At 36.4% G+C, this 280-nt stretch carries 2 protein-coding genes; both read right to left on the reverse strand.

All coding sequences use genetic code 11. The features are described 5' to 3' along the window. The coding region (locus tag HHH54_RS11425; RefSeq protein ID WP_198618824.1) for a beta-class phenol-soluble modulin at window positions 1-109 on the reverse strand (109 nt) is incomplete at its 3' end. 45 nt (window positions 110-154) lie between these two features. Beyond that, entirely contained in the window at window positions 155-274 is a 120-nt protein-coding gene (locus HHH54_RS11430) for a beta-class phenol-soluble modulin (RefSeq protein ID WP_198618825.1), read from the reverse strand. Window positions 275-280 lie beyond the last annotated feature (6 nt).

The raw sequence follows: 280 nt of genomic DNA on the forward strand, positions 1-280 counted from the left end.
CTTCGATACCTTTTGCTACGATATCTGCAATACCGAATCCCATATCTGTCCATTCTCCGTTAAGTCCTGCTTCTACTGTTGATTTGATTGCACTGATTAAGTCTGACATTTTCTACACCTCTTTTTTTATTTTTTATTTATAATGATTATCAAATTATCCGAAAAGACCTGAGATTGCTTCGATACCTTTTGCTACGATATCTGCAATACCGAATCCCATATCTGTCCATTCTCCGTTAAGTCCTGCTTCTACTGTTGATTTGATTGCACTGATTAAGTC

Origin of the sequence: Staphylococcus canis, assembly GCF_016238445.1 — a bacterium.
GTDB classification, from domain to species: domain Bacteria; phylum Bacillota; class Bacilli; order Staphylococcales; family Staphylococcaceae; genus Staphylococcus; species Staphylococcus canis.